Genomic DNA, 24,363 nt, shown 5'->3' with positions numbered 1-24,363 from the left:
CTTCCCGCCTCGGGCTAGGCTCGGGGCGGTTCGCGGTTTATCGCTCCGAGCCGCTCCAGCGCAGCATTCAGAGCGGACCAATCTTCGATTTCCAGACGAACTGGCAGTGTCAAAACCTGCGCGCGGAACGCATCCGGCAATCGCACGGCATCCTTCTCGGTCGTGACCAGTTGCGCACCAAGCGCGGCAGCGTCCGACGCCAGTCGGGACATCAGCGCAGGCGTCAGCGGTTGGTGATCCTCCAGCGCCTCGGTGCCCGCCAGATCAGCGCCAAGCGCCTTCAAGGCGGCAAAGAACTTTTCCGGGTGGCCGATCCCGGCAAACCCAAAGACGCGCGCCCCGGCCCAGTCCATCCCGGTTTGCAGCGGCACGAGGGCACCGCGCAGATGAGGTACTGCAACCTGATCTGACCATGCGTTCGAAAATGCCGCCTGTTGTGTCGCACCACCGATGGACAGCAGTAGATCAGCGCGCGTCAGACCGACCTTGACAGGTTCGCGCAGCGGCCCGGCAGGCAGGCAGCGCCCGTTGCCGAACCCGGCAGCGGCATCCACCACGACAATGGCCATATCCTGTACCAGAGACGGGTTCTGGAAGCCGTCATCCAACACGATCACCTCTGCGCCCGCAGCCACGGCGGCACGCGCACCCGCCGCGCGGTCCCGAGCCACCCAAACCGGTGCAAAGGCCGCAATCAACAGCGGTTCATCCCCGACATCGGCGGCAGTGTGTGCGCGCGGATCGACCTGAACCGGGCCGGATAGCGCGCCACCATGTCCACGGCTGACCACATGCACCGCGCGTCCTGCCGCGACCAGCCTCGCAGCAATCGCGATTACCGTTGGTGTCTTGCCAGTACCGCCCGCGTTGATGTTGCCGACGCAGATCACTGGGACGCCAACCGTGTCACCGCGACCCTGTGCCAACCGCCGTGCCGTGCCGCGCGCATACAGGGCGCCAAGAGGGGACAGGAGCCGCGCCGCCAGTCCGGGCCGGTCCGGCGGGTTCAACCAGAAGCCCGGCGCGCGCATCATCCGGCCTCCAGCACGTCGAGCGTATCATGGATCAGATCCAGAATCTGATCGGTCACCTGCGCGCTAGCCGACGCGACGTCCCATGCAGCATGGGCCATAGCCGCCGATTGATCCGGTGCAATCAACCGTGCCAACACCGCCGATAACGTGTCGGCGTCGCGCACGACGCATGCAGCGCCCGCCTCCGCGTAGCGGCTGTAGTCGGATAGGTATCGACCGACATTGGGGCCATGCATGATCGCAGAGCCATGTGCAGCGGGCTCGTTCGGATCGCGCCCCTGCTGGCCTGCCTTCAGCGAACTTCCCATCAGGGTGATCGTGGCCAGTCGATACCATAACCCCATTTCGCCACGGGTGTCTGCCAGCAGAACCTGTGTCGTTTCCTCGGGCATGCCGCCCTCGGACCATACCACATGACGCCACCCGCCCTCGCGTAAGGTCTCAATAAAGTGCCCGGTCTGCGAAAGATCGTCCGGCACCAGCACCAGAAACAGGCGGTGTGCCAGCTTGCTGGCAGTGCGGTGCGCGCGCAGGATGTCATCCAACTCGCCGGGTTGAACCATAGCCGCCAGCCAGACGGGTCTGCCACGCAGACATTCCGCCATTTCCCCGCGCAGTGTTTCATCATGCGGCAGCGCCATTGCGCCCTCGCGAAAAACGCCGGATACGCTGATCCCGCTTTCACGAATGCCCATGCGCTGAAGATGGCGCGCATCCGATTTCGACCGGGCAAGGATCATCGAAAACCGGGTAAGCGCGCCGCGCGGCAGATCGGGCAGCCAGCGCCATCCCGATCGCGGCAGGTGTGTCGCCTCGGCGTCGATCAGATAAAGCGGGATTTCCCGGCGATCCGCGCAGGCGATCAGTGTTGGCCGCAGCCCGCCGCCCGTCCAGAGGCACAGATCAGGCTGCCAATGATCCAGAAACACCTCTGCTGCGGCCGAAACGTCATCTGGCAGAGGTGATGGCAAAACACGCGCGGGCAGGTCGGCTAGCATAGGCACCTCGGGTGCCATGGTCAGCATCAGGTGCAGCGCGCCGGGGCGCTGTGCCGCCAGCCGTTCGGTCAACTGTACCAATGCCTTGGCATGATCCAGCGTGAGAGCATGCCCCCAGATCAGCGCACCTTCGGGCCGTTTGACATGGCCATCGGCCGGGGGCTGCCCGGCACGGCGTGGCCAGGGCACATAATCCGCTAGGGGGCGTGATCTGGCCACGCGCGATGCCTCTAGCCCAGCTCATCCGTTGGTGACGCGGCGGTTTCCTCGTCCCGAAGCTTGTGCAGATGGGCAATGAAATACCGCATGTGGGCGTTGTCCACGGTGCGTTGCGCCTCGTTTTTCCACGCGTCATAGGCAGAGGCATAATCCGGAAAGATTCCGACGATATGCAGGTCGTCGACATCCTTGAAAACGTTGCGGGCCGGGTCGATCAGTTCGCCACCAAAGACGAGGTGCAGGCGTTGGGTCATATGTTGTTTCCTTGGCGTTTCGAGGCAATGCCGGGAAATCCGGGGCTGGTGGTAGCCTTATGCGATATGCAGGCAGGGTCAAGCAATGCGGCGATGAGCGCCGGAAGAGTATCCAAGTTGCCAGAGCACGGCCAAAGCGGACTGTGACGCTTGACGCCATCCGCGTCGTGGGGCACCCAGTCGGGGTTTGCTATCAAAGGCTAGGGCCATGTCGAAACCATTCTTGATCCTGCAATTGCGGCCCGAAACAGAGGCGTCAGACGATGAATTTGCAGCCATTCTGCGCAAGGGTGGGTTGGACATAGATCAGACACTGCGGGTACGGCTGGATCAGCAGACGCTGCCTGCGACGCTTGATCTGGACGACCTCAGCGGCGTGATCGTCGGTGGTGGCCCCGGATGCGTCAGCGACACGCCCGAGGAAAAGTCCGAGGCAGAGGCGCGGATAGAGGCCGAAGTCATGTCAATCATGCCGCAGATCACGGCCCGCGATTTCCCGTATCTCGGTTGTTGCTACGGTATCGGGATACTGGGCAAGCATCTGGGCGGTGACGTCAGCAAATCGGCCTATGGGGAACCCGTCGGCACCAGCCGGTGCGAAATGACGGCAGAGGGCCGCGCCGACCCCCTGTTGTCGGGCCTGCCCGATAGCTTTGATGCTTTCGTCGGTCACAAGGAGGCATTGCAGGCGTTGCCCGAGGGCTGTGTGCAACTCGTGCGCTCGGACCCGTGCCCCTATCAGATGGTGCGCTATGGCACGAACGTCTACGCAACACAGTTCCACCCGGAGGCGGATTCAGAGGGTTTCGTGACGCGCATCGGAGTTTACAAACATCGCGGCTACTTCCCTCCCGAAGAGGCCGAAGCACTGACCGCGATGGCGCGGTCGGCGGATGTCCACGCGCCGGAAAAGGTGCTGCGCAATTTCGTCTCGCGGTATGCGCGCTAAAACAGATGCCCTGATTTTGCCGCCTTGGTGGCAAGGTAGGCGCGGTTCTGCACGGTCTCGCCGACCTTGAGCGGGACGCGCTCGGTCACGTTAATGCCACAGCTCTGCATCATCTCGATCTTGGCCGGGTTGTTTGTCATCAGCCGCACCTGACGAAACCCCATTTGCGCCAGAATGCCCGCCCCGATGCGAAAATCGCGCTCGTCATCCTCGAACCCGAGGCGATGATTGGCCTCGACCGTGTCGAAGCCCTGATCCTGCAATGAATAGGCGCGCATCTTGTTCGCGAGGCCGATACCGCGACCCTCTTGATTGAGATAAAGGAGGACACCCGCGCCTTCCGCCCCCATCTGTGCCAGCGCCGCGCGCAGTTGCGGACCACAGTCGCACTTGAGGCTGCCCATCAGATCGCCGGTAAAGCAGGCCGAATGCAGCCGCGCCAGCACCGGGGCGGATCGGTCGGGCTGACCTATTTCGACCGCGTAATGTTCTTCACCGCCGTCCTCGGGGCGAAAGACATGCAACCGCCCGGCTTCTGACACCGCTAACGGCAGACGCGCCTGCACCACCCTGTGCAGGGGGCTGCTGGCCTCGATCATGTCCCGGCTTGGCCCGGCGGGCAGGCACGTCAGGCCGGACTGCTGGGCAAATGCGACAGGGTCCGCCACATCGGCCAGCAAAGCGGCAGGTAGCAGGCGCGCGGATTTCACCAACGCCAGCGCCAGCGCATGCATCGTGGCCGCGCCGCCGCGTGCGGTGACAAACGGGCCTTTCATCGGGGTGCGTAGATCATCCTTAGGGTCGGCCACAGCGTGGACCCAGGCAACATCGGCGCCCTCCGGCACCTCGATACGGGCCAGCGTGCCGTCATAGGCGCGCGCCTTTAGTGTCTCTGCCCGGCGCGCGGTCACGGCCAGTACGGGCGTTCCATCCAGCGTGCGCAATCCGGCAAGACGGTCGGCACGGACCGTCTCAGCAGCCAACATGACAGTGCCAGCAGCCCCATCCGACAGCACCACAGGCACGCCCATTCGCAGATCGGCACGCGCGCGGGCCAGCAGGTCAGTCAGGTCGGGCGAAAGGGTCATCGGCTATCCCGTGGTCGTTGAATGCCCTCATCTAAGACTTTTTGAAACGGAATGAAACAATTCGTCGCTGTGCAACACTTGGGCGTGATCTGGGTGTTGCAACCCTTGCCGCGCCGCGCCGGGCCGCGCAAGTGTATTGAAACGACACAAGGAAAACGCATGGCACAGCTCAAAAAAATTCTGCTGGTCGACGATGACGAAGATCTGCGCGAGGCGCTGAGCGAGCAGTTGATCATGACCGAAGATTTCGATGTCTTTGAGGCGGGTAATGGTGCCGAGGCAATGGCCCATGCCAAGGACACGATCTACGATCTGGTGATTCTCGACGTCGGACTGCCTGACACCGACGGGCGCGAATTGTGCCGTCTGATGCGCAAACAAGGGGTGAAATCGCCCATCCTGATGCTGACGGGCCATGACGGCGACGCCGATACTATTCTGGGGCTCGACGCAGGCGCGAATGATTACGTGACCAAACCGTTCAAGTTTCCCGTGCTTCTGGCGCGTATTCGCGCCCAGCTGCGCCAGCATGAGCAATCCGAGGATGCCGTGTTTCAGCTGGGGCCATATACGTTCAAACCGGCGATGAAGATGCTGATTGCCGAGGATGACCGCAAGGTTCGCTTGACCGAGAAAGAAACCAATATTCTCAAGTTTCTCTACCGCTCGACCGAGGGCGTGGTGGCGCGCGATGTGCTGCTGCACGAGGTCTGGGGGTATAACGCTGGCGTGACCACGCACACGCTTGAGACGCATATTTATCGTCTGCGGCAAAAGATCGAGCCAGACCCGTCGAACGCGCGCTTGCTCGTGACCGAAAGCGGTGGCTATCGCTTGTTGGCGTGATCGGGAACCATTTGCCCCGGACCGTCGTTTGGTCAGCAGCGCATCGTTTGCCGCTACGAAGAAACCGCCCGCATATGCGGTCCCCAAGATATGCCCCTCCCTGTTGGACTGGCCCCGGTTTTTACCGGGGTCTTTTTTTGGTGCACCACTCTGAAACGTAAAATCGACGGCGCGTCGGCGCCTGTTTCAAATTCGGTCTCGCCAGACACACCTGGACGCTGTATGATATAGTTTAATGCTAAACTACCTGTTCCGAGATGCCAGCAAGAAGGAGCCGAACGCCCATGGCTGCCAAGAAATCGAGCGCAAAATCAAACGCCTCGGCGGATGAACTCAAGGCCTACTATCGCGACATGCTGCTGATCCGTCGATTCGAGGAAAAGGCCGGTCAGCTATATGGCATGGGTCTGATCGGCGGGTTCTGCCATCTCTATATCGGGCAGGAGGCCGTCGTCGTCGGACTCGAGGCCACCGCCAAAGAGGGCGACAAACGCATCACCACCTACCGAGATCACGGACACATGCTGGCCTGTGGAATGGACCCGAACGGCGTTATGGCCGAATTGACCGGGCGCGAAGGCGGTTACAGCCGGGGCAAGGGTGGTTCGATGCACATGTTCTCGACCGAGAAACATTTCTATGGCGGGCACGGCATCGTCGGGGCCAACGTACCGCTGGGCGCGGGGCTGGCATTCTCTGACAAATACCGGGGCAACGACCATGTGACATTTACCTATTTTGGCGATGGTGCCGCCAATCAGGGACAGGTTTACGAGACGTTCAACATGGCCGCGTTGTGGTCGCTGCCGGTGATCTTTGTGATCGAGAACAACCAGTATGCGATGGGTACTTCGCAGAAACGCTCGACCTCCACACAGGACATCTACACCCGTGGCGAGGCGTTCGGCATTCCCGGCGAAATGGTCGATGGCATGGACGTGCTGGCTGTAAGGGACGCGGGTCAAAAGGCCGTTGGCCACTGCCGCGCAGGCAAGGGGCCATATATCCTTGAGATCAAGACATACCGCTATCGCGGGCATTCCATGTCGGACCCGGCCAAGTACCGGACCCGTGAAGAAGTCCAGAAAATGCGCGAGGAAAAAGACGCGATCGAGCATGTGCGCGACCTGCTGCTGACCGGCAAGCACGCGACAGAGGACGATTTGAAAGCGATCGACAAAGTGATCAAGCAGATCGTCAACGCATCGGCCGATTTCGCCAAGGACAGCCCCGAACCGGCGGCCGCAGAGTTGTGGACTGATATCTACACCGACGTCGCACCGCAGGAGTTGGTGGAATGAGCGCACATTTCGAGATTCACGTAAATGATATGGACCGCGCCAAGCAGTTCTACAGCAAGGTACTGGGCTGGCGGTTCACCCCGATGAGCGAGGGCGGCGGTGACGAGGCCGCCTATCATCTGGTCGAAGGCGACGGTATCGGAGCAGAGCACGGCCTGACCGGCGGATTGTTGCGGCGCATGGACAAGAGCCATGACGCAGGCAGTGCGATTCGCGGCTGTACGCTGACCTTTGATGTGGGTGACGTGGATGCGGTTTATGCAACGGCACTCGCCAATGGCGGGTCCGAGGCGTTGCCGCCCACCGATTACCCAGGCATTGGCCGAGTCGCCTATTGCGAGGATGGCCAAGGCAATGTGTTCGGCTTTATCACGTCTGCAGGGGAGAGCGAGTAGATGCCAACAGAAATCCTGATGCCCGCCCTCAGCCCGACGATGGAAGAGGGAACATTGGCCAAATGGCTGGTCAAAGAAGGTGATACCGTCAGTTCCGGCGATATCCTTGCCGAGATCGAAACTGACAAGGCAACGATGGAATTCGAGGCCGTGGACGAGGGCACCATCGGCAAGATCCTGATTGCCGAGGGCACCGAGGCGGTCAAAGTGAACACTGCAATCGCCGTGCTGCTGGAAGAGGGCGAAAGCGCCGACGATATTGGCGACACGTCTGACGACGTTGCAAAGCCTGCGCCAACCGCTGAACCACAAACTGCCCCCGCACAACCGCGCGCCGCGTCCAGTGCGGCTGCGCCGCAATCCAACGCCAGTCCGGATTGGCCCGAAGGCACCGAGATGAAGAAACAGACCGTGCGCGAGGCACTCAATTCGGCCATGGCCGAAGAGATGCGCCGCGATGGCGATGTCTTTGTCATGGGTGAGGAAGTCGCCGAGTATCAGGGTGCCTACAAAATCACCCAAGGGCTGCTGGATGAATTCGGTGCCAAGCGCGTCATCGACACACCGATCACCGAACATGGCTTTGCCGGGATCGGCGTCGGCGCGGCCTTTGGCGGTCTGCGGCCTATAGTGGAGTTCATGACGTGGAACTTTGCCATGCAGGCGATTGACCAGATCATCAATTCGGCGGCCAAGACGCTATATATGTCGGGTGGTCAGATGGGCTGCCCCATCGTGTTCCGTGGTCCGAACGGCGCTGCGGCGCGTGTCGGCGCGCAGCATTCGCAGGATTACGCCGCATGGTATGCACAGATACCGGGGCTGAAAGTGGTGCAACCCTATTCCGCCGCTGACGCCAAGGGCCTGCTGAAATCCGCGATCCGTGACCCCAACCCGGTCGTGTTTTTGGAAAACGAAATCCTCTACGGGCGCAGTTTCGACGTGCCGGTTCTGGAGGATTTCACCATTCCCTTTGGCAAGGCGCGCATCTGGCGCGAGGGGGGCGACGTGACCATCGTCAGCTTTGGCATCGGTATGACCTATGCGCTGGAGGCAGCGGATAAGCTGGCCGAGGAGGGGATAGATGCCGAAGTGATCGACCTGCGCACCCTGCGCCCCATCGACTATGACACGGTGCTGGCATCGGTGATGAAAACCAACCGCTGCGTCACGGTCGAAGAAGGCTGGCCCGTGGGCGCCATCGGCAACCATCTGTCGGCGGTGATCATGGAACGCGCCTTCGACCACCTCGACGCCCCGGTGCTTAGCTGTACGGGCAAGGATGTGCCGATGCCCTATGCCGCCAACCTCGAGAAACTGGCGCTGACGTCAGTGGATGAGGTGATCGAGACCGTGCGAAAAGTGACCTACCGCTGAGGAGCCTGAGACATGACCATTGAAATTCTGATGCCCGCCCTTAGCCCCACGATGGAAGAAGGCACACTCGCCAAATGGCTGGTCAAGGAGGGTGACACCGTGTCCTCCGGTGATCTGCTGGCCGAGATTGAAACCGACAAGGCGACGATGGAGTTCGAAGCTGTTGACGAAGGAACCATCGGCAAACTTCTGATTGCCGAGGGCACTGAAGCGGTGAAAGTAAACACCGCCATCGCCGTGCTGTTGGAGGAAGGCGAAAGCGCGGATGACATCGGCACCACCAGCGCGCCCGATGCACCGCAGGTGGCAGACACGCCGAAGCCAGAGAGTTCAGAGAAGCCCGCGCAACAGGCCGCAGCCCCCGCCGCACCCAAAACCGAGGGCGGCGACCGGGTCTTTGCCTCCCCCCTCGCGCGGCGCATCGCGGCGGACAAAGGGCTGGACCTGAGCCAGATCACGGGCTCTGGCCCGCACGGGCGGATCGTCAAGGCGGATGTAGAGGCGGCAACGCCGGGCACCACGGCGAAATCCGCCGAAACTGCCGCACCAAAAGCCGAACAAGCACCGCAGGCCACCGCCATGCCCGCAGGCCCCAGCGCCAGCAGTGTGGCAGCGATCTATGAGGACCGTGAATACGAGGAAATCAAACTCGACGGGATGCGCAAGACGATCGCCGCGCGCCTGACAGAGGCCAAGCAAACCGTGCCGCATTTCTACCTGCGCCGCGATATCCGGTTGGATGCGCTGCTGAAATTCCGCGGTGATCTGAACAAACAGCTAGAGCCGCGCGGTGTGAAGCTCAGCGTGAATGATTTCATCATCAAAGCTTGCGCATTGGCTCTCCAAGCTGTGCCTGCCGCCAATGCGGTCTGGGCGGGCGACCGGGTGTTGCAATTGAAACCGTCCGATGTGGCCGTGGCCGTGGCAATCGAGGGTGGCCTCTTTACCCCGGTGCTGAAGGATGCGGACATGAAATCGTTGTCGGCGCTGTCGGCCGAAATGAAAGACCTCGCCACCCGCGCGCGCGACCGAAAACTCGCCCCGCATGAATATCAGGGCGGCAGCTTCGCCATCTCTAACCTTGGCATGTTCGGCATTGATAATTTCGACGCGGTGATCAACCCGCCACATGGCGCGATTCTGGCCGTGGGCGCTGGCGTAAAAAAGCCCGTCGTTGGCAAGGACGGCGAACTGTCGGTCGCTACCGTCATGTCGGTCACGCTGTCGGTGGATCACCGGGTGATCGACGGCGCGCTGGGCGCTGAATTGCTTCAGCATATCGTCGATAATCTGGAAAGTCCGATGGTGATGCTCGCCTGAGATATCATCTCGTAAAAAGTGTGGCCCGCCCCAGTCTGCTACGGCGGGCCACTCGACGTCAGGGCACGGGGGAGATTAGCGCCGTGACCTCTAAAGCGACGTCGTCGACATACATCGTGCAATAGGCGGTCTGATCGTCTTCTGAATGCTCAATCAGGGCGCGCCCGTCCTCGATGGAAAAGACGAACCAGTTATCTGCCGATCCGCGATTGACCCACTCTGCCACCGATCTTGTGACATCCACGGCACCCCCTGCCAGTGTATTGCCGGGGCGGGTGGCGCGGGTGGCGATCAGACCTGACGCATCGCGGTCGAAATCATACGCAGCAGTGGATAGCCCGTTCGCCGTCCCGATCCGGTAGCGGCACGGATTGGATGCCACGCCACTGTCAAGCAGCGGCATCGAACGGGTGGAAAAGGTCAGACGCGCAGCCTCGACAATGGTGCCGGCAGGCAACGCGTCCAGAACAAAGAATGTTTTCCCCTGAAACGCGTGGTGAACCCACAAGTCGCAAGGCACCGGGTCCGCGCCGCGATAAACCGATGAGCTGTAGCCCACCAGCAGGCCACGTTCGTCTAGCCCGCCGCGGGCATCCCATTCGCGCAGCATCGTCGACGCGGTGCCGCGCCGTTGCAGGAACGGGCAAACGCCATTGGTGTAGGCCCGTCCGACATGATGCACGCCCTCTATCGTCGGCCTGAAAGAGAAGCTGCGGGATTCAAGACTTCCCAGTCTGTCAACGAACCCGCAGGAACCCAGAACCAGTACACAGGCCGACCAGAGGAGAGTGTGTAAGAGCCTAGGCATTGCGCACCTGCTATGATCAATCTCAGGTTGATCATAGCAGGTCTCGTGCACTTCACCTATATTCAGGACAGGGCCCGAGCGGGAAATCGCTGATGTTCTGGCGCGCTTAGCGCACGCCTAGCAACTGGTCCATCGACACCGAAGGTTGATCACAACCCGCCTCGCCAACGATTCTGGCTGGCACACCGGCAACTGTTTTGCATGGCGGCACTTCTTCCAGAACGACGGATCCCGCCGCGATCCGGCTGCAATGGCCGACCTTGATATTGCCCAGCACCTTGGCACCCGCGCCGATCAGAACGCCGTCGCCGATTTTGGGGTGGCGGTCCTCTTCTTCCTTACCGGTACCGCCCAATGTCACCGAATGCAGCATTGACACGTTGTCACCAACAACTGCGGTTTCACCGATCACGATGGAATGCGCGTGGTCGATCATGATGCCCATGCCGATCTTGGCCGCAGGGTGAATATCAACACCGAACACCTCGGATGCACGCATCTGGAAAAACCGCGCCATGTCGTTGCGCCCCTCGCGCCACAGCCAGTTGGCCACGCGATACGCTTGAATCGCTTGGAATCCCTTGAAGAACAGCAGCGGCAGGATGAAGCGGTCACAGGCCGGGTCGCGATCATTGACCGCGACGATATCCGCGCGCGCAGCCAATGCCAGATCCGCGTCCGAACTATAGGCCCAATCGCAGATTTCGCGCACGATCTGTTCGGGCATCTCGCTGGATGCCAGCTTGAGCGATACCCGGTAGGCGAGGGCCGACTCTATGTCGTTGTAGTGCAGGATGCTGGAATGCACGAGGCCGCCCAACAGCGGCTCATGCTTGACTGCAGCCTCGGCTTCAGTGGTAATCTGTTGCCAGACCGGGTCCAGCTTTGACAGTTTTGCGCGGGTCTCGGCCATCGCGGATACTCCTATTGCTCGGGGCGCAGTATACCAGATAGCCGCGAATGGCAAAATTGAAAGCTGTGATTGGGTGCGTCACATAAATGGATGAGACAACAGCAGAAAAGTTCCGCGCGTCGATTACGGCGCGGCTGGCCGAACTGGGCAGCGCCGATGATCTCGGGGCGGCGGGGCAGGCAACCGTCACGCTAGATCAGCAATCTGTCGGACGGCTCAGCCGTATGGACGCACTGCAAAATCAGGCGATGGCCAAAGCCTCGCACGCCCGCCGCACAGCCGAGCGCAAGCGGCTTATGACCGCGCTGACACGGATCGACGAGGGCGAGTTTGGCTATTGCGAGGATTGCGGCGACGATATCGCACTGCCACGGCTGGACCTTGATCCAGCCGCGACCAGATGCATTGATTGCGCGCGGGGTTAACGCGGATTGCATTTACTCTGACGTGCCGACTCGACGCAAAACGCAAATGGCTTCAGGCCGGTACCGCCAGTGAGGCAAAGACCCCAGCGCCGAACTTGGCCGATATTTGCGCGACCTGCACCTCGTACCCGCCGGTGATTCCATCTGCGTTTTTGGCAGCGACACCATAGGTCCATGTCGGTGACGTCACGATCTCTTCGCGCCGCAGTTCGGCATTTTCCAACACGCGCAGGATGTATTGCTCGCTTTCCTCGCCCAGCGGCACATCGGGCGTGTCCCAGCGATCACCATCAATGCGCGTGCGCCTGATCCAGCGCAGCGCGGTCTCGCCCGTCGCGTCCACCTGCGCCCGCAGATGTACGGGGCTGAGCGGACGCAGCCCGATCCCCTCGAATGCGATCACCGCATACTGATAGGATGGATCATCCACCGGACGACCTGCGGGGCCGATGCGGTAATGGCGCGCACGACGCCGGGCGGCATCAGTCAGCTCGATCTGATCCGGTGTTCCGTCCAGCATCACGATGTAGCTGCCCGCAGGCCATGCGCCGGATACCGAAACGTCAGTACCCAACTGACCGCGCAGCCGATGGCGCAGGATGTAGGTGTTCTGCCCCACCAACTCTGCGTCGCGAAACTGCATCAGCTCCCAGCCCTCGGGCGTGCCATCACCAATGGCGCACAGGTTGGCCCCACCCAGCATCGCATCCTCGCCGACGCTCTCCAGTTGGCCCGACAGCATCCGCACAATCAGGCCATCCCCCCGGTCGATCAGACCGGGCCGGGCCGGGGCCAGCGCCCCTTCGGTGAGGCCGACGCTTGCGCGGGTTTCAATCAGCCGGTTCAGCTGATAATTCGCGTCGCTGTCCGAACTGTATAGCGCCGCATTGCCCGGCCAGGGCTGCGCGGTCACCGCCAGATGCGGCGCGTGTGGTACTTCGGCCCCGGTCATCAGCGGCAGATCCAGAAACAGTGGCAGCACCGGCACCGGTGGCGTGAACGGGCGCACCGCAGGCGGCTCGACCGTGATATCCATCGGAACATAACTTTCCGCCTCAATCCTGACGGCATCCACCGCCTGTGCATTGCCCATGTTCTCGATCCGGTCGATACGAAACAGACCCCGACCGCCCGGTTCGTTCAGGCTCAGAACATCCCCCGCCCCAAGACGCAGCAAGGACGGAGGCAGAGTCAGTCGGACAGTGTCCGTCGAAACCCGCGCCTCGGACAGCCAGCGTTCTGCCACTGCGCGGCCTTCGGCGCGTGTCATCGCCAACGGCATCTCGGATGTGGACACCGCATGAGTCGCTTCATCGGGCAGCACTGCTTCTTCTGCAATCACCTGATAATCGCCATCCGCCTCGATGAACCGCAGACGAACACGACCTGCCAGCTCTGCCGTGCTGGCGCGGGTTTCCTCCAGTGTCTCGCCGGTGCGCGGATCGCGGACCAGCACCTCTGCCGCAACATCGGCGTCGGCAATCCCGTCGCGCGGCACAAACCGCAAAACGCCATCACGTTCGACTGCATCGAACCCATAGCGCAGCATCAACGGTTGCAGCGCAGAACGCGCCTCGCTGACCTCTTCGACCGAATAGCCGTGCACATAATCGTGCAGCGCGCTGGTATCCACATGCGCTGCCCCTGACCGGCTACAGATTTCCTGTACCACAGAGGCCAGCCCGCGCGCCGAACTGCGCCCGTTGACCCAGTGCCCGCGCGCATAATTTTCGCCATCCTTCCACAATCCGCGATTGTTCGGGAAAAACGGGAAAGGCCGCGCATCCCACGCCCAAACGTGGGCATGATCCATGTCGATCATCGGGCCGTCATATTCCTCTGAAACCGGGTTCGCCCCGTCGGCGGTCCAGTATCCGATCAACGCCCGCAGATATTGCATCTGGATCAGATCATCGCGCCTCCCGGTCGAATAGTGCGGCAGCGCGGATTCAGACGATTTCACATCAACGAACTTGTTCGGCTCATTGGTGCCCTTGTCCACCGCCGGGCATCCGATCTCGGTAAAGCGGATCGGCTTTGATTGTGGTATCCACGGCGTCGGGGCGGCACTGCGTGTGCCAGCGATCCGATCGTGATGGGCATTCTGCCACCAGTTGCGGATATCCTTGTAGCGCCAGACCCACGGCTCGCCATGATCCTCATCGGTAATCGGCGTACGGATCTGTGCCGCGCGTGCTTCGGATGAATGATAGAACCAATCATACCCCTCGCCGCCTTCGATATTGGACTGCAGATAGCCAAGGTCATAGATCGCGCCCCAATCTGCATCGGCGTGGTTCTGCCCCTCGCGCCAGTCCGACAGCGGCATGTAGTTGTCGATACCGATGAAATCCACGTTGCTATCGGCCCATAGCGGGTCAAGGTGGAAATACCGGTCATTGCTGCCATCCTGCGGTTGGTAGCCAGAATATTCGCTCCAGTCCGCTGCATACCCGATCTTGACGTCAGGCCCCAGCACCGCGCGAACCTCAGCCGCCAATTCGATCAGCGCCGCCACGGCGGGAAAGCCGCCCGCCGCCCCGCGTATCTGCGTCAGCCCGCGCATTTCTGATCCGATGCAAAAGCTTTCGACACCGCCAACAGCGGCGCAGAGTGCCGCATTATGCAGGATAAACCGCCGGTAACTCCATTCATCCGGGCCGGTGTAATGAACCGGACTGACCTTGACCGGCCCGCCATAACTCAGCAGGCCAAGCGCACCATTCGCACCCGTATTGTTTTGCGCCGGCACAATCGTCTGCACGGCGAAATCGCTGGCTTTGGCTGTGCCAAAAAATGCCGCAACTTCGGCATCCGCCGCCACGCTGCCATCCGGGCTGCCATCACGCCCCGGTGCCTCGCTCAGCGTGATCCGACCGCGCCAGGGCAGGGGCGGCTGGCTGTCTGCGTCGCTATAGGGATCCGGCAGCGGATTACCCGCCAACTGATCCATCAGGATAAAGGGATAGAACATCACGTCCTGCCCGCTTTGTTGCAGCGCCAGAATGCTCTCAATCACGGCGGCGTCGGTCGGTGTGCCGCCATAGACCGGTGCATCATCATCGTCACGCGGCACCAGTTGCGCGGTGTGGCGCGTCAGGCCCGACACCTGCCACGGCATGTTGCTGGCGTCATATTGCGCCTGCTCGATCTTGGGTCGCAGGCGGCAGTGCCCGGCGCGCAGGTCGTCGCCGAACCAACTCACCACCAGCGACGTTGCACCGCATCCCGGCAGCTCACCTTGCAGCGATTCCAGTGCCGTGGCGAAATCGGCCTGCCCGGACGGTGTGTTCACATTCGCCAGCCCGGTCGCGCCAGGGCCGAAATTCATCGTAACGGGCGTTGTCGCCAACGTGTATTCGCCGCTACCGGGTAGCAATGCAACCGCGCGCACCGCATGCGTCGGGTCCAGCGCGGCGCCGTCTTGGTCCTCCTGCGCCGGGCGCATCACCTCGAACGTAAACTGCGGCACCCGGTTGCCAAAATCGCCCAGTTCCAGATCCTCGATCACCACATAGGCCGTGCCGCGATAGGCCGGCACCGTGCCCGCACCTTCGACCGCTTCGATCCTAGGATCGGGCAGTTGATCCGGGGTGCCGGTATAGACTCGCATCGACAGGCTGCTACGCGCGATCTCGTTGCCGTCGGCCCAGACCCGCCCGACATGGGAAATCGCACCTTCACACAGCGCCAGCGCAAGGCTGATCGAATAGCTGAATCGCCGCGTCTGGGGCCGCGATGGCCCGCCCTTGCCGCCCCCACCACCGCTCACGGTGACGTCTTCGCGAAACTCTGTGGCCCAGATCACTTGTCCCGCGACCCGCATGCGCCCGTAAACCTGCGCAACGGCGTCGCCTTCCCCGGACCCGGTCAGGCGCAGCCGGTTGGCGCGCCCGCTTTCCACCACATCCGACCCGCTACCCAACAAACGCTGATCAATCGAACGTCCGATCACCCCGCCGGCAAAGCGACCCACCGCAGCCATCGACAGACCCAGCACCGACCCGCCAACAGAGCCACCGATCGCCGCACCCGCGGCCGAGAGTAATATGGTTGCCATCAGAAACGCTCCTCGGGAAATGTGAATCTGGCCACGATGCGCCGCCGCCAGGGCGCGCTCAGCGGGCTTTCCACGACGCTGTGACCGGAATAGGCGTGGATGAATGTGGCTTGCGGCCCGACCTGACCCGCCAGCCCCAGATGCTTGGCCACTGCCCCGTTACGCATTCGAAACAGCAGAACATCGCCGGGCGCCTCTTGCTCCAGCGGCTTGGCCCGCAAATGCCGTTGGGCCGCCGCCCACAGTGCCTCATCGCGTGCAGGCTCTGACCAGTCCATCGAATAGGCGGGCGGCACCTCCGGCTCGCTGCCCAGCACCTCGCGCCAGACACCGCGCAACAGGCCAAGACAATCCGTACCCGCACCCCGGCAGGACGCTTGATGCCGGTAAGCTGTGCCAATCCAGCCACGAGCGGCGGCGACAATGCGCTTTTGTTGAGGGTCTGTCACCGGCGACTCCCTCCATCCAGACTGCCCGCCTTGCTGGGATCAGAGATCGACCAGTCATCGCCAGGAATGTCGGGGAACCCTTGATAGTTCAGAAAATTTTGAAACTTCAGACGACAGGTCAGGGCTCGTTTGTCACACCCGGCCTCAAGCCGCAGCAGATCACCGGTGATGATCGGCGCGCGCAGCGGATGCCACAGTTCGACCACACGGATACCATCCGTTTCGGTGTCGCGCTTGATAACGCCCGTCAGGCCCTTGGCCTCTCCGCCCAGCATCACCAAACGGCCATGCTGGAACCAGTTCCCCTCGAACCCGCCAAACGCTGCAAAGCGAAAAATGCGCCGATCTTCTATCTCTTCCACGACCCGCTCGACCGTGTACCCCAACTCCGCGATATCAAAGCGACAGCCTGCATCACCCAGAACGGCAGTGCAGGGTTTCTGATAGACCCGACCCAATGGCCGGTTCAGCGCCTCGGTCAGACCGCGCAACTCGGCTTCGAACGCGCCGTTCGACCGCCGCAACTCGCCAATCGTTCCGCGAAATTGCAGATGGCGCTGGGCCACTTCCTGCCAGTTGACCAGCCACGCATGAATCTCCGCACCGTCATAACGTCCGGCTTCGATATCGTCCTCACGGATCGCCGCATCGCTCAGCGCCCCCAGCGCCTCGGTATTGTCCACCGACAGCCCCGTACTTTGTTGCAATGCCAGCGCGCTTAGCCCCGTATCGGCCTTGAACGTGGTCCCGTCAAAGACCAGCGGCGCGTCATGGTCGGTGAATCCCATCGTCACGCCATCGGTGCGGGTCAGCGCCCAGCAGCGGCAGGTCGTCGTGACGCCGGTTTTCAGATGCGCTTCCAGCGCGGGGTCAAGCATGTTCATACCCGGATCTCCACCACTGGCACGCTCGGCGCGTCACCTGCCTGAAAGCTGGCCACGCTGGTCTGGATGCTGTCGGTATCGAACCGCACAGGCACATCGAACTCGAACCCGGCAGTGATCCGCTCGCCATCATTGGGTGGATGGGCAAAGCTCACAACCCCGGTCGCGGTGTCCACCTCGTAATGGATGCCCTCCTGCTGCTCGTCCCCGCCGATCCCGATGCGCACAGTGCCGCGCACGGGCTTGGTGATGGGACGCGTATAGCTGTGCGTACCGGACCGGTAGATTTTCATCAGCGCAAAACTGGATGTCACGTCATCACCCGTCGCAATGACCTGATCCTCATAGGCCACATCGCGCGAGGGCAGACAGGATCGGTAATCCGCCCAGTCCTTCCAGCGAAACCCGTACAACTGCCCGCGCCGCGCCTCGAAAAACGCAATCAGTGTTTCGATATCGTCCAGCCCACGCATGGCAACGCCCGCGTCATACCGGCGGCGCGAATGTGCCCACGGGGAATTGCGCTCTTCATAGCCATTGGCCAGCGTCACCACATCCGCGTGGCGCTGCGGTCCCCCGACAGAGCCAAAGCTGAGGCTGCTTGGAAAACGTATTTCGTGAAAACCCATGATCTGTCTCCCTTGATCCTAGCGATTGCGCCCGCCGCGCCCGATGGCCCGACCCAGCTGCGCCGCGATCTGCCCCTGACTGCGACGAAAGCTGTCGGTATCGGGCGTGGAAATGTTCATCACTACATTGACCGGGCTGCCGCCGCCGCCCCGCACGCCCAGCTTTCCATCGGCACCGCGCGCCAGCGGCATGATCGCCTCCGGCCCGGCTTCGCCCATCAACCCGGTACCGCCGCGCATGGGAAAGGTGACCGGCCCGCTGACAACACCGCCATTGGCAAAGGGCTGCACGCGCCCCTGCGAAAATGCGGCACCGTTCTCGAACGGCAGCAACCCGCCCACCAGATTGCCGATCCCCGATGAAATCAGCCCGCCCACATGGTCCGTCACCGGCTTTACCGCCGCAGTGAACGCAGTGTTGATCATCGTGTTCGCCAATGAATGCAGCGCACTCGACAGGCTGTCGCCATCGACAACCGCGCCCTTGATCGCGCCGCGCAATCCCCGGCTCAGCCCGCGGTCCAGCGTCGCCACGTCATAGCCGGTGCGCTCGAACGTGGCGCGCACGCGGGCCATTTCGGCGTTAAAGGCAGCCGCCATATCCGCCGCATCCCCCAGCGATCCATCCAGCGCCTCGATCTGCGCATCCAACTCGCCCAGTTGCTCTGTGTCATCCATCGTTTACGTCTCCATTGTCGTCGGGATAGGCGCGCATCAACGCTTCCAGCCCGCTGCGCACCAACGGCGTGTGGCTCTTTGCCTCGCCCAGCATCAGGCGCAGCTCTGCCGGGGTCAGTGCCCAGAATTCGGCTGGCTTCAGGCGCAGCCCATGCAGCCCGGCCTGCATCAAGGCGGGCCAGTCAAACCCGCTCATGCGTCCTCTGGCAGCATAAAGGCCCGCGCCAGCAACTCCGCCGCCGCCCGCGCCGCCGCCATCGGCCCACCGCCTATTTCGGCGGAGATCAGATCGGCAGCCGCGCCGCGCCATCCGCCACCGCGCAGCCCGGCCACGATCAGCGCCAGCACATCGCGGGTGCTGAACGCGCCGCCCTCGAAACGTTCCACCAGATCAACCAGTGACCCGGTTTCCAGTTGCGCCTCTAGCTCGGCCAATGCGCCCAGCGTCAGCTTCAGCACTTGCCGCTCGCCATCAATCACCAACCCGACTTCGCCTGCCCAGGGGTTTGCCATCGGCTCAGAGCGCGTCAAAGATCAGCTGTCCAGCGGACGCGAGCGCCATTTCATAGGTCGCCTCGCCGTCATGGGTGCCGGAATACTCGATCGACGTGACTTGGAACCGGCCTTCGACCGTGCCGAAATCAGGAATCACCACCTGAAACTCTGGTGTTTCGCCGTCAAAAAACACCTGCCGCATCCGCTCGTCGGATCCCTCGTCGCGGAAGATACCCGACCCGCTGATCGCCGCAGACTTGACACCCGCGCCGGACAGCAACTCACGCCAGCCGCCCGCACTCTCCAGGCTGGTGACATCCACGCTCTCGGCGTTGAAACTTACGCGCGTCGCGCGCAGCCCCGCCACCGATTGAAAATTGCCGTCACCGGTCAGATCGACCTTGATCAGTAGGTCCTTGCCGTTTTGAACTGCCATGATTTTTTCTCCGAAGGTTAAACAATGTCCATGTCATCGACACGTGCGCGAAAGGTGAGGTCGATGCGCCGCGTCTGCCCGCCACTCTCGCGTTTGGCGCGGGCGCGGTGAAAATGCAGCCCGACCAGCCGACCCCGATCCAGCACAAGGCTGGCGTCCACCAGCGCATCGCCGATGGCAGCGGCCAGCGTCTTGGCCGCGTGAAATCCGGCCTCTTCGGTCACCACGGAAATGATGAACCGGTGCCATGCCCCACCGCCGCTGGCATCGGACCGGTCGCGCACATCCTCGGGGCCGAGGGCCACATAGGTATCCGGTAACGGCCCGGCGGGCAGCGCGTCATAGATCGCATCACCGACCAGTGCGCCAATGGCGGCGTCGCTGGTCAGGCGGCCATAGATCGCCGCCTGTAGGGCGGCAGAGGCTGCGTAACTCATACCGCCACCTCCTCTTCGGCATAGCAGGTCAGCAACCGCGCTGACGGGTCCGCCTCTGCCACAGCCTCGATGCGAAAAATGCGCGCGCCATCGCGAAAACGCTGCTCGGGTCTGGGGCGCGAAGGTGATCCATACGGTGCCGCACGGACAGTGATCCGATAGGCCGTATTCGACACCCGCGCCGCGCCGCCGGTCAGTTCTCGCCCGGTACGCGCCTTGATCTGCGCCCAGAGCGTGCCCTGCACAGTCCAGACCTCGTTATAGCCGCCCGCGCCATCGGCGGTGCGTTCCGGTGCCTCCAGCACCAGTTGCCGGTTCAGAGTGACGCGCCCCATCAGACGTACCCTCCGCCCAGCAGACGCACCGTGCGATACCGCTCGATCAGGGATGTCACCCCGAACGGCATGCACCCGTTCCCTAATGCGGTTTCGTGGCGATATTCATAATAATGCGCCGCCAACAGCAGCACCGCCTGTCCCAGATCGGCGGGCAGGTCGCCCCATGCCGGCCCGTAGCCAGCGACAAATCGCAGAACAGCCGCGCCGCCCATCGGTATCGTTGGTAACACGGTGCCCGTCGGTACTATCCTTGGACGATGCGAGTCGCGTTCGAGCCGATAGGTGTCTGGATCGGCGGACACTTCGACATCGGCCACATCTCGCATAACCAGACTCAGGATCTGGCTCACCGGGGCCACTGGCAACGCCTGCCCATAGCCATCGCGCCAACGCGGCACCTCCCAGCCAAAGATACGCGCGATCAACACTTTGCCGGTCCGCGCCTCGATCGAGGCTAGCGCCGCCCGCAGAAAGCTCTCCAATACGGCATCCTGCACGTCGTCGTCTGAAAACCCGGTTCCCAGCCGCAGATGCGCCTTGAACGCATCCATTGGCAACGCGACGAGCGGAACAGCGGTTTCTTCGATCAATATCATGGATTTACTCCAATAGTACCGGATCCCTCCGGTGGTGGTTCACGGCGCGCGCCGCCAGCGTTGCTCGGACGGAGGGGAGCAGCGGGACAACGCAACTTGGAACGGCGGCGCACGCCTCGGGGCAGGGGCCAATGACCCCCACCCTTCCGCACGCCCGCGTCAGGAGGCGGCGAATTTCAACAGTTTGATCGCGGCAAAGTCGCTCACGTCACCGCCAACGCGCTTGGTCGCGTAGAACAGCACATGCGGTTTGGCGCTGAACGGGTCGCGCAGCACACGCAGATCGGGACGTTCGGCCACGGTATAGCCCGCACCGAAATCGCCAAAGGCAACGGCCATCGCATCGCTGGCGATGTCCGGCATATCCTCGCAGATCATCACCGGATAACCCATCAGCCGCGCAGGCTCGCCCGCTGCCAGACCGTCGGACCACAGGAAACGGCCATCGCCATCCTTCATCTTGCGGATCGCCCCGGCGGTTTTTGAATTCATCACGAAGCTTGCATTGGCGCGGTACTGCGCCCCCAGCGCATAAACCAGATCGACGATCTCATCCGGACCGGCAAAGTCACCGTCGACCCCGGTGGGGATGTAGCCCAGATTGCCCCACGTCCACACATCGTTATCCACGCCCGGATGGGTCAGGAACCCCTTGGGCTTGTCCACACCATCGCCACTGATGAACGCCGCCGCTTCTGCGCGGGCGAACTTGTCGGCGATGCGCCCGGCCAGCCACGTCTCGATATCGAACGCCGAGTCGTCCAGCAGACGCTGGCTGGCTTTCGGCAGCGCGCTCAACTCGTGCAGCGGGATGGTGATCCGGTCGATGCTGGGTGTGCCGGTCTCGGCGGTGGCCGCTGCTTCGGTGGCCCATCCGTGACCGACATCGGTGTGGTCGATCAGCACATCATAGCTGGTCGCCTCGACCGCGACGACATTGGCAATCGCGCGGATAGATGCCGTCGAACTCAGCGTCGATTTGATCGTTTGTGCGGTCTGCGGGTCCACCAGATAGCCACCATCGGCGGCCACCGAGGTGCCCAGCGCCTTGCCTTCCAGCTCCAGCCCGCGCAACCCGTCATCATCGCCAGAGCGCAGGTAGGCATTAAAGGCCTTCTGATGCGGCGCGTCGACACCCGCACTGGTGGCCAGGGCCGGGCGCGCCGGGGCAAAGGATTTGCGTTCAAACATGGTCAGTTTCTCTTCTTGTTGTTGCAGTCGGTCTTGGATGTCGGACTGAAAGCCCTTGAAGTCGTTCACAAAGCCCGCCACGGCAGACTTCACTTCGGCCACAGGAGACATATCCGCAGACAGATCTCCCCCGGTCCGAGGGGATTCCTCGGTTTTGTTCATCACTTTGGTCCTTGTTGGTTGAAGGTTGCCCGGCGCTACGTCATGCGCGCCAATTCCCGGCGTGCGCCGTCAAAGGCCGCCGCCAATTCACGCAGGTCAGCACCGTTCAGACTCTCGCCCTTGGCCCCGATCCGCGCACTGGGCAGCATCGGGAATGTCACCAGCGACACCTCCCACAGCTCCAGTTCGCTCAAGAGCCGCTGGCCCTTGTCATTCTTCGCCGCCCGCACCGTGCGATAGCCGATGCTCAGTCCGTCGATGGCCCCCGCTCCGATCAGCGCAGCAGCCTCGCGGCCACGCCCGACACTGTCCAGCAGACAGCCCTTGACGTATAGGCCGCGACTGTCCTCGCGTACCTCGTCCCAGATACCGATGGGTTGCGCAGGATCGTGTTGCCACAGCATCTTGACCTGCCGCGCCTCACGCTTGAGCCGCGCCAGTGATTTGGCATAGGCACCGCGTACCACCACGTCGCCACCCTGATCGCACTTGCCGAAATAGCTGGCATACCCCTCGATCCGGGTGCCGTCCGTCACCGTCAGATCATCGCCCAATCGGGCAAATTTCTGCTCCAGCCCTGTATGCATATCCATAACGTTCATCCTTTTCGTAGGCCGGGCTTCAGCCCGGCATCCCGGCAGTCTGCTATTGCACCGCCGCCAGTAATGGCTGGAACGCCTGCGCCAAAATCGCGCCGACCACACCATAAACAGCCAGCCACAATCGTCGCTCCAGCCGCTGCATCGCCGCTTCCAACCGGCTCATCCGTTCTTCGATCGCGGCAAATTGCAGGGACGTGACCCGCTCGTTTGCCTGCAATCGCAGGGCAGGCGCGCAGTCAAACGCTTCGAACCCATAGCGACCCGGCGGCGCGTCATTCTGCATCCGCATCCGCCTCATCCGTGCGTGCGGGCAATCCCAACAGGTGGCGCTTCTCCACTTCGGTCAGAAAATCGGCGCCGCTGATCCGCGCCCATTGCGCATCCCGTTCCGGCGCCAATGCCGCGACCTGATCCAGATCGGGCTTCAGCTCCAGTTGTTCGGTTCCGAACCCGCTCAGCCAGTCACCGATGCTGGCCGCGACACGGGTCGCCAACGGCAACACCGTCAGGCGGAAAAACGCGCGGTTGGCCTCTTGGTAATTGGCATAGGTCGCATCCCCCGGCACCCCCAGCAACATCGGCGGCACGCCAAAGGCCAACGCGATCTCGCGCGCTGCACTTTCCTTGGTTTTCTGAAACTCCATATCCGAAGGGGAAAAGCCCATCGGCTTCCAGTCCAGCCCACCCTCCAGCAGCATTGGCCGTCCGGCATTGCGCGCGCCTTGATGGTGGCTCTCCATTTCGTCCACCAACCGGTTGTACTGGTCATTGCTTAGCGTGCCCTGACCCTCGGCACCGCGATAGACGATCGCACCGCTCGGACGCGCGGCATTGTCCAATAGCGCCTTGGACCACCGCGATGCACTGTTATGCACATCGACCGCCTGCGCGGCAGATTGCATCGGCGACAGCCCGTAATGATCGTCCTGCGGGTGAAAGCTTTTGACGTGGCACACTGTCGGATAACCCTGGCTCACATCGAAACGGTGCTTGCGGCCCCCGACCGCGTACTCGTATCCCACTGGCCAGCCATCGGCACCGGGGATCACGTTCATCCGATCCGATCGCAACACATGCAATTCCATCGGCGCGCCATTATCGGCACCAACGGCTTCGATATAGCCGTTCCCGGTCAGCAGCAATTGTCCAAACAGCGCCTCGAACAGTTCGGCCCGGCCCTGCGCCGGATTCGGGCGTTTGATCAGGTCCAGTACCGGATGCATCGCATATCGCTGGCTGTCGTCCTGCAACACCAGCGGCAGCGATGCCGCGGCTTCCGCGATCATCTTCACACAGCGAAAGCCGATCGGGTTTCCGGCGAACCCGGTGCGCGTCAACGTCGCCGTATCGCGCGGGCTCCACGCCACCCGTCCCGCGCCATGCCAAGCCATGACCCGGCCGGTCGCACTGGCCTTGGTCTCGGACGGGGCGGCGGGCTTTGCCGCGCTTTGCCGAAAGAAGTCCATGATCATCGCGGTG

The 24,363-nt window shown here is 62.4% G+C and carries 28 protein-coding genes; 7 read left to right on the top strand and 21 right to left on the bottom strand.

All coding sequences use genetic code 11. From position 1 onward, the window contains the following. Positions 1-14: 14 nt before the first annotated feature. The 3 genes from lpxK to N7U68_RS10950 are packed head-to-tail and all read right to left on the bottom strand — an operon-like array spanning position 15 to position 2,505. Positions 15-1,031: a tetraacyldisaccharide 4'-kinase gene (lpxK, locus tag N7U68_RS10960; protein WP_263049145.1), complete on the bottom strand. Its 1,017-nt coding sequence runs from the start codon at positions 1,029-1,031 to the stop codon at positions 15-17. Then, the gene (locus N7U68_RS10955; RefSeq protein ID WP_263046823.1) at positions 1,031-2,251 is read right to left on the bottom strand and encodes a 3-deoxy-D-manno-octulosonic acid transferase; all 1,221 of its coding nucleotides are present in this window, start codon (positions 2,249-2,251) and stop codon (positions 1,031-1,033) included. The genes lpxK and N7U68_RS10955 overlap by 1 nt, the downstream gene beginning before the upstream one ends. 11 nt (positions 2,252-2,262) lie before the next feature. Next, positions 2,263-2,505, bottom strand: coding sequence for a DUF4170 domain-containing protein (locus N7U68_RS10950; RefSeq protein WP_165195577.1), 243 nt, complete (start codon positions 2,503-2,505; stop codon positions 2,263-2,265). A 208-nt stretch (positions 2,506-2,713) separates the two neighbouring features. Between N7U68_RS10950 and N7U68_RS10945 the strand changes: the two genes are divergently transcribed. Beyond that, a complete protein-coding gene (locus tag N7U68_RS10945; RefSeq protein ID WP_263046822.1) occupies positions 2,714-3,454 on the top strand; it encodes a glutamine amidotransferase in 741 nt (246 codons plus the stop codon). On the opposite strand, the gene ribA is transcribed toward N7U68_RS10945, so the two are convergent. After that, positions 3,451-4,542, bottom strand: coding sequence for a GTP cyclohydrolase II (gene ribA, locus N7U68_RS10940; protein WP_263046821.1), 1,092 nt, complete (start codon positions 4,540-4,542; stop codon positions 3,451-3,453). The genes N7U68_RS10945 and ribA overlap by 4 nt on opposite strands. Positions 4,543-4,701: 159 nt before the next feature. Between ribA and N7U68_RS10935 the strand changes: the two genes are divergently transcribed. From N7U68_RS10935 to N7U68_RS10915, 5 genes are all read left to right on the top strand, one after another. After that, the gene (locus tag N7U68_RS10935; protein ID WP_165195583.1) at positions 4,702-5,388 is read left to right on the top strand and encodes a response regulator transcription factor; all 687 of its coding nucleotides are present in this window, start codon (positions 4,702-4,704) and stop codon (positions 5,386-5,388) included. A gap of 284 nt (positions 5,389-5,672) precedes the next feature. Continuing rightward, entirely contained in the window at positions 5,673-6,689 is a 1,017-nt protein-coding gene (gene pdhA / locus N7U68_RS10930) for a pyruvate dehydrogenase (acetyl-transferring) E1 component subunit alpha (protein ID WP_263046820.1), read from the top strand. Then, on the top strand, positions 6,686-7,084 hold the full coding sequence (locus N7U68_RS10925) for a VOC family protein (RefSeq protein ID WP_165195587.1): 399 nt from the start codon (positions 6,686-6,688) through the stop codon (positions 7,082-7,084). Before pdhA ends, N7U68_RS10925 begins: the two co-directional genes overlap by 4 nt. Next, complete coding sequence (locus N7U68_RS10920; RefSeq protein WP_165195589.1) at positions 7,085-8,461, top strand: pyruvate dehydrogenase complex E1 component subunit beta; 1,377 nt, start codon at positions 7,085-7,087, stop codon at positions 8,459-8,461. It abuts the gene before it with no gap. 12 nt (positions 8,462-8,473) lie between these two features. After that, positions 8,474-9,781, top strand: a complete 1,308-nt coding sequence (locus N7U68_RS10915) for a pyruvate dehydrogenase complex dihydrolipoamide acetyltransferase (RefSeq protein WP_263046819.1) — start codon at positions 8,474-8,476, stop codon at positions 9,779-9,781. A gap of 58 nt (positions 9,782-9,839) precedes the next feature. Here the strand turns inward: N7U68_RS10915 and N7U68_RS10910 are convergent, their stop codons facing one another. Further along, entirely contained in the window at positions 9,840-10,463 is a 624-nt protein-coding gene (locus N7U68_RS10910) for a hypothetical protein (RefSeq protein ID WP_263046818.1), read from the bottom strand. 232 nt (positions 10,464-10,695) lie between these two features. Next, positions 10,696-11,502: a serine O-acetyltransferase gene (gene cysE / locus N7U68_RS10905; protein WP_165195595.1), complete on the bottom strand. Its 807-nt coding sequence runs from the start codon at positions 11,500-11,502 to the stop codon at positions 10,696-10,698. Positions 11,503-11,588: 86 nt separating this feature from the next. On the opposite strand from cysE, the gene N7U68_RS10900 reads away from it, so the two are divergent. Continuing rightward, positions 11,589-11,927, top strand: a complete 339-nt coding sequence (locus N7U68_RS10900; RefSeq protein ID WP_165195597.1) for a TraR/DksA family transcriptional regulator — start codon at positions 11,589-11,591, stop codon at positions 11,925-11,927. Between the two features lie 52 nt (positions 11,928-11,979). Here N7U68_RS10900 and N7U68_RS10895 read toward each other — a convergent pair whose 3' ends face one another. The 15 genes from N7U68_RS10895 to N7U68_RS10825 form a co-directional block, all read right to left on the bottom strand. Next, positions 11,980-15,987 carry a baseplate multidomain protein megatron gene (locus tag N7U68_RS10895; protein ID WP_263046817.1) on the bottom strand — a complete coding sequence of 1,336 codons (4,008 nt, stop codon included), beginning with the start codon at positions 15,985-15,987 and terminating at the stop codon, positions 11,980-11,982. Continuing rightward, positions 15,987-16,436, bottom strand: coding sequence for a C40 family peptidase (locus tag N7U68_RS10890; protein ID WP_263046816.1), 450 nt, complete (start codon positions 16,434-16,436; stop codon positions 15,987-15,989). Before N7U68_RS10890 ends, N7U68_RS10895 begins: the two co-directional genes overlap by 1 nt. Next, positions 16,433-17,320, bottom strand: coding sequence for a phage/gene transfer agent baseplate hub protein (locus N7U68_RS10885; RefSeq protein ID WP_263046815.1), 888 nt, complete (start codon positions 17,318-17,320; stop codon positions 16,433-16,435). The genes N7U68_RS10890 and N7U68_RS10885 overlap by 4 nt, the downstream gene beginning before the upstream one ends. Then, a complete protein-coding gene (locus N7U68_RS10880; protein WP_263046814.1) occupies positions 17,317-17,949 on the bottom strand; it encodes a DUF2460 domain-containing protein in 633 nt (210 codons plus the stop codon). Before N7U68_RS10880 ends, N7U68_RS10885 begins: the two co-directional genes overlap by 4 nt. Positions 17,950-17,967: 18 nt before the next feature. After that, positions 17,968-18,627, bottom strand: a complete 660-nt coding sequence (locus N7U68_RS10875; protein ID WP_263046813.1) for an RcGTA-type gene transfer agent tail tape measure protein — start codon at positions 18,625-18,627, stop codon at positions 17,968-17,970. Further along, entirely contained in the window at positions 18,620-18,823 is a 204-nt protein-coding gene (locus N7U68_RS10870) for a rcc01693 family protein (RefSeq protein WP_263046812.1), read from the bottom strand. The genes N7U68_RS10875 and N7U68_RS10870 overlap by 8 nt, the downstream gene beginning before the upstream one ends. Beyond that, positions 18,820-19,140, bottom strand: a complete 321-nt coding sequence (locus N7U68_RS10865) for a gene transfer agent family protein (protein WP_165197898.1) — start codon at positions 19,138-19,140, stop codon at positions 18,820-18,822. Before N7U68_RS10865 ends, N7U68_RS10870 begins: the two co-directional genes overlap by 4 nt. A 4-nt stretch (positions 19,141-19,144) precedes the next feature. Continuing rightward, entirely contained in the window at positions 19,145-19,558 is a 414-nt protein-coding gene (locus N7U68_RS10860) for a phage major tail protein, TP901-1 family (RefSeq protein WP_165195609.1), read from the bottom strand. Positions 19,559-19,575: 17 nt separating this feature from the next. Beyond that, positions 19,576-19,995: a DUF3168 domain-containing protein gene (locus N7U68_RS10855; protein ID WP_263046811.1), complete on the bottom strand. Its 420-nt coding sequence runs from the start codon at positions 19,993-19,995 to the stop codon at positions 19,576-19,578. Further along, entirely contained in the window at positions 19,992-20,330 is a 339-nt protein-coding gene (locus tag N7U68_RS10850) for a head-tail adaptor protein (RefSeq protein ID WP_263046810.1), read from the bottom strand. The genes N7U68_RS10855 and N7U68_RS10850 overlap by 4 nt, the downstream gene beginning before the upstream one ends. Next, positions 20,330-20,929, bottom strand: a complete 600-nt coding sequence (locus tag N7U68_RS10845) for a head-tail connector protein (protein ID WP_165195615.1) — start codon at positions 20,927-20,929, stop codon at positions 20,330-20,332. Before N7U68_RS10845 ends, N7U68_RS10850 begins: the two co-directional genes overlap by 1 nt. A gap of 159 nt (positions 20,930-21,088) precedes the next feature. Next, the gene (locus tag N7U68_RS10840; protein ID WP_263046809.1) at positions 21,089-22,282 is read right to left on the bottom strand and encodes a phage major capsid protein; all 1,194 of its coding nucleotides are present in this window, start codon (positions 22,280-22,282) and stop codon (positions 21,089-21,091) included. A 35-nt stretch (positions 22,283-22,317) separates the two neighbouring features. Further along, positions 22,318-22,875 (bottom strand): HK97 family phage prohead protease, encoded by a 558-nt coding sequence (locus N7U68_RS10835; RefSeq protein ID WP_263046808.1) that lies wholly within the window; start codon positions 22,873-22,875, stop codon positions 22,318-22,320. A gap of 52 nt (positions 22,876-22,927) precedes the next feature. Continuing rightward, on the bottom strand, positions 22,928-23,167 hold the full coding sequence (locus N7U68_RS10830; RefSeq protein ID WP_373323001.1) for a GTA head formation protein, RCAP_rcc01685 family: 240 nt from the start codon (positions 23,165-23,167) through the stop codon (positions 22,928-22,930). Further along, on the bottom strand, positions 23,157-24,356 hold the full coding sequence (locus tag N7U68_RS10825) for a phage portal protein (protein ID WP_263049144.1): 1,200 nt from the start codon (positions 24,354-24,356) through the stop codon (positions 23,157-23,159). The genes N7U68_RS10830 and N7U68_RS10825 overlap by 11 nt, the downstream gene beginning before the upstream one ends. Positions 24,357-24,363: the final 7 nt, after the last annotated feature.

This window comes from Roseovarius pelagicus (assembly GCF_025639885.1).
Taxonomy (GTDB): domain Bacteria; phylum Pseudomonadota; class Alphaproteobacteria; order Rhodobacterales; family Rhodobacteraceae; genus Roseovarius; species Roseovarius pelagicus.
This window is presented reverse-complemented; position numbering and strand designations above follow the sequence as displayed.